The organism is Acidimicrobiia bacterium (assembly GCA_040881685.1).
GTDB lineage: Bacteria > Actinomycetota > Acidimicrobiia > IMCC26256 > PALSA-555 > SHVJ01.
Map to the genome: position 1 here is coordinate 1 of JBBECS010000054.1, position 3,393 is coordinate 3,393.

A 3,393-nucleotide genomic window follows, 5' to 3' on the forward strand; every position below is an offset into this window, starting at 1 on the left:
CCAGATGCTTGACCACCTCGATGTGAGCCGTGTTCGTCGTGTTGGTGAACGTGCACAGCCAGTGCTGGCCCGCGGCCACTGTCAGCCCAGCCGCCGGAACCGTCTCCGCGGTGCCGGCGGTATCGGTGTTGTCGCACGTTGCCGAGGTCAGCTCCCAACCCGCGACCGGACCCTCGGTCACCGTGTACACCCCGGACGCAAGCGCGGGGAAGGCCGGCGCCGGCGTGTACGGCGTGTCCAGGCCTGCCTGGGTGGTCGTGATCTGCACGGGTGGCTTCGATGTCGGACCGCCGCTCAGCGAGAACGTGAATGGGCCACCCGGGAGTGTCGAAGTGTTCTTGACCACCTGGATGGACGCGTTTGGTACCGGGTCGTCGTAGAAGGTGCAGTTCACGATGTCGGTCGGTGCGACGTTCTGCACGGTGATGCCGCCGGCGGCAGTTGCAGTGGAGACCGGATCACCGTTCGACAGCTCACACTCAGTGAGCGCCGCGTTCTGCGTATAGCCGTTCTGATTCGGAGGAACTTCGGTGACCGTGATCGTCTCGTTGTCGGTGGAGTTCCACGAGAAGCTCACCGAACCGCTCGCGTTCGTCGCCACGGGCCCGGACGGGGTCACCGTCGGCGGCGGCGTGGGGTTGACGGCCTGGAACGTGAATGCGGGATACGTCGGCTGCGTCGCCGTCACGTAGTCGTTCCCCACCTTCACCTTCTTGGTCACCGTGATCGAGCCGCCACAGGTCTGCTGCGCGATCTGGAGCAGCAGATCCGTGACCGCGCTGAAGTTGTCGGCCAAGTACGACTGGTCGGGGCTCGAGATGAGGTCGAGGTTCATCGCGGAGACATTGCCGCCCACGCCGATCGCGATGCTCGTCGCGCCTGCGGCCTTGACGTTGTTGGCGGAGATGACTCCCTGCTCGACATCCCACACGTCGGTGTCCCCGCCGTCACCGACGTTCGGCACGCCGCGCACGGTCGGGTTCCCGTCGGTGATGGTGACGACGACGTCACCGGCGACGGCCGCCGCGTGGCGGAACGCGTCGTCCCAGTTGGTCGAGCCCGCAGCCGCGGGACCATAGACCGCGTCGATGACCGCGTCGACGTTCGGCTTGCCGTTGTTCGCGAGGCTGATGAAGCCTGAGTTGGTCGTTGCCGTGGTCGAGAAGCTCACGATGGCGATCTTCGTCGGCGTGTTGTTCAGCGCCGTCGTGAACGCCTTCGCGGCGTTGGCGGCCGCGGTCTCGGAGCCCTGCATCGACCCGGAGCGGTCGAGCACGAGTGTGATGTCGACGCCGCAGATCTCGGGGAACGGGTTGTTGTTGGCGCGGTTCACGAACCACCGCGGGCGGCTGTTGTCGTCGTTCGGGGGAACCTGCGTCGTCGTGTTGCTCTCGACGTCCACCTCGATGACGTACGGGTCCGAGTCGGGACCGCCATCGGTGTCGATCGCGCTGACGTTGGTGTACCCAGCCGGTGCGGGACCAAGCTCCTTGACCCAGTACGTGCCTGGGCTGAGCCCGTTGACCAGGCACTCACCGTTGCCGTCGGTCGGCGTGCACGTCGTGACCAGCGTCGTCGTGCCCGCGTCCGAGTAGACGCCGAACGTCGCGCCGGAAAGCCCCTGCACGTTGTTGGGGTCGGCCCCGCCGGTGCGCGTCCCTGCCTTCTTGATCAGGAGCGAACCCGGCCCCGTGTTGGTGAACGTGCAGCTGCCAACTGACTCGGCGGCGGAGTCGGTGGTCAGACGGATGACCTGACCGTTCGCGCCACTGTTGCCGTTCTGCTCACCGCCCGTGCACGACCGTCCGGTCAACGTCCAACCCGTTGGGAGCGTCTCGGTGATCCGGTAGTTCGTGTCGTTCAGCAGCCCGACCCACGAGGCCGTCCCGCCGTCAGACAGGTTCTGCGGGTCCGGTGTGAGAAAGGTCCCCGTACCGGTACAGCCGGTGCCACTCGTCTGCGTGCACTGCTCCAGCCGGAACGGGAACGTCCCCGGCGCGGCATCCGGCACCGTCTGCTTCGTCACGTTCAGCGTCAGCTGCGTGTTGGTGAACGTGCAGTCACCGAACTGCTCGGTCGTGTTGTCGTTGGTGAGTCGGATGACCTGACCGTTCGCGCCGCTGTTGCCGTTCTGCTCACCGCCCGTGCACGACCGTCCGGTCAACGTCCAACCCGACGGGAGCGTCTCGGTGATCCGGTAGTTCGTGTCGTTCAGCAGCGGACCCCAGGTGGCGACGCCATTGTCAGACAGGTTCTGCGGGTCCGGTGTGAGGAAGGTCCCTGTACCGGTACAGCCGGTGCCACTCGTCTCCGTGCACTGCTCCAGCCGGAACGGGAAGGTGCCCGGCGTGCCGTCAGGCGTCGTTTGCTTCGTGACCGTCAGCGAACGTTGCTGGCGGTCGGTGAAGGTGCACTGGGCGCTCGTGTTCGCGGGGCCCAGCCGCACGAAGAAGCCGTTCGTTCCCGCGCCACTGTTGGCTGCGCCCGTGCAGCTCACGCTCTGGAGCGTCCACCCGGCTGGAATGTTGATCTCGGTGACGAAGTACCACGTGAGGCTTCCGGTCGTGAGGTTGTTCCAGATGCCGTAGTCGCCACCAGGCACACCGGTGCGATCGCCGAGGCTCGTCGCGCCCGTGCAGCTGCCGGGCGTACCCGAACCGGAGTTCGTGCACTGCTGGAGGCGGAAGTCGAAGGTCTGCGCGCCCGAACCGATGGCGACCTTGTTCGCGGTGATCGTGCCAGGCGTACCGGGCGTTCCGACACCGACCGGGTCGTGGATCACGCCGTCGGTGCCGCTCTGGTCGCCCGCGCCGCCGTCGGCGAGCTCGAGGGTGACCTCGTCGGCGCCGTCGTTGATCTGCGCGCGGTTCGAGAAGTTGCTCCACTGACCGTTCTGGAACATGTAGACGGCGCTCAGCGAGCCGTCCGGCAGGAAGAGCTTGACGTCCGCGTGGTCGCCGGGGGTGACGACGTGCACGTCGTAGTCGATGAGACCGGCGGGCAGCTCCGCGCCGTTGGGCGGCGGGTTGTCGGCCGGAACCTCGAGCGTGCGCACGTTGGCGAGCGACGTGAAGAGTGGCGACTCGATCGTGATGTAGTCGTCGAGCGAGCCGTTGCCGTCGACGTCGTACTTGCTCGGCAGGGACGCGACGTTGGCCTGCTCGGCGTCGGGGGTGCCGTCACCGTTGCCGTCGCCTCCGCTCGGCGCGCCGCTCTCGACCGCGGCACTGACGCCGTCCTCGTCGGACGGCCGCGCCGGCAGCTGGTCGCTCGGCGGCGCGGTCGTGGCCGTGGTCGGGTCGGTCGCTACATCTGGCTCCGTCGCGTCCGGCTCGGTCGCGTCCGGCTCCGTGGCGTCCGGCTCGGTCGTGTCCGGCTCGCTCGTGTCCGGCT

At 67.4% G+C, this 3,393-nt stretch carries 1 protein-coding gene; it reads right to left on the minus strand.

Annotated features, from left to right (window positions below; all coding sequences use genetic code 11):
- Positions 1 to 3,393: choice-of-anchor U domain-containing protein (locus tag WEE69_14710; GenBank protein MEX1146550.1), on the minus strand; the 3,393-nt coding region annotated here is incomplete at both ends.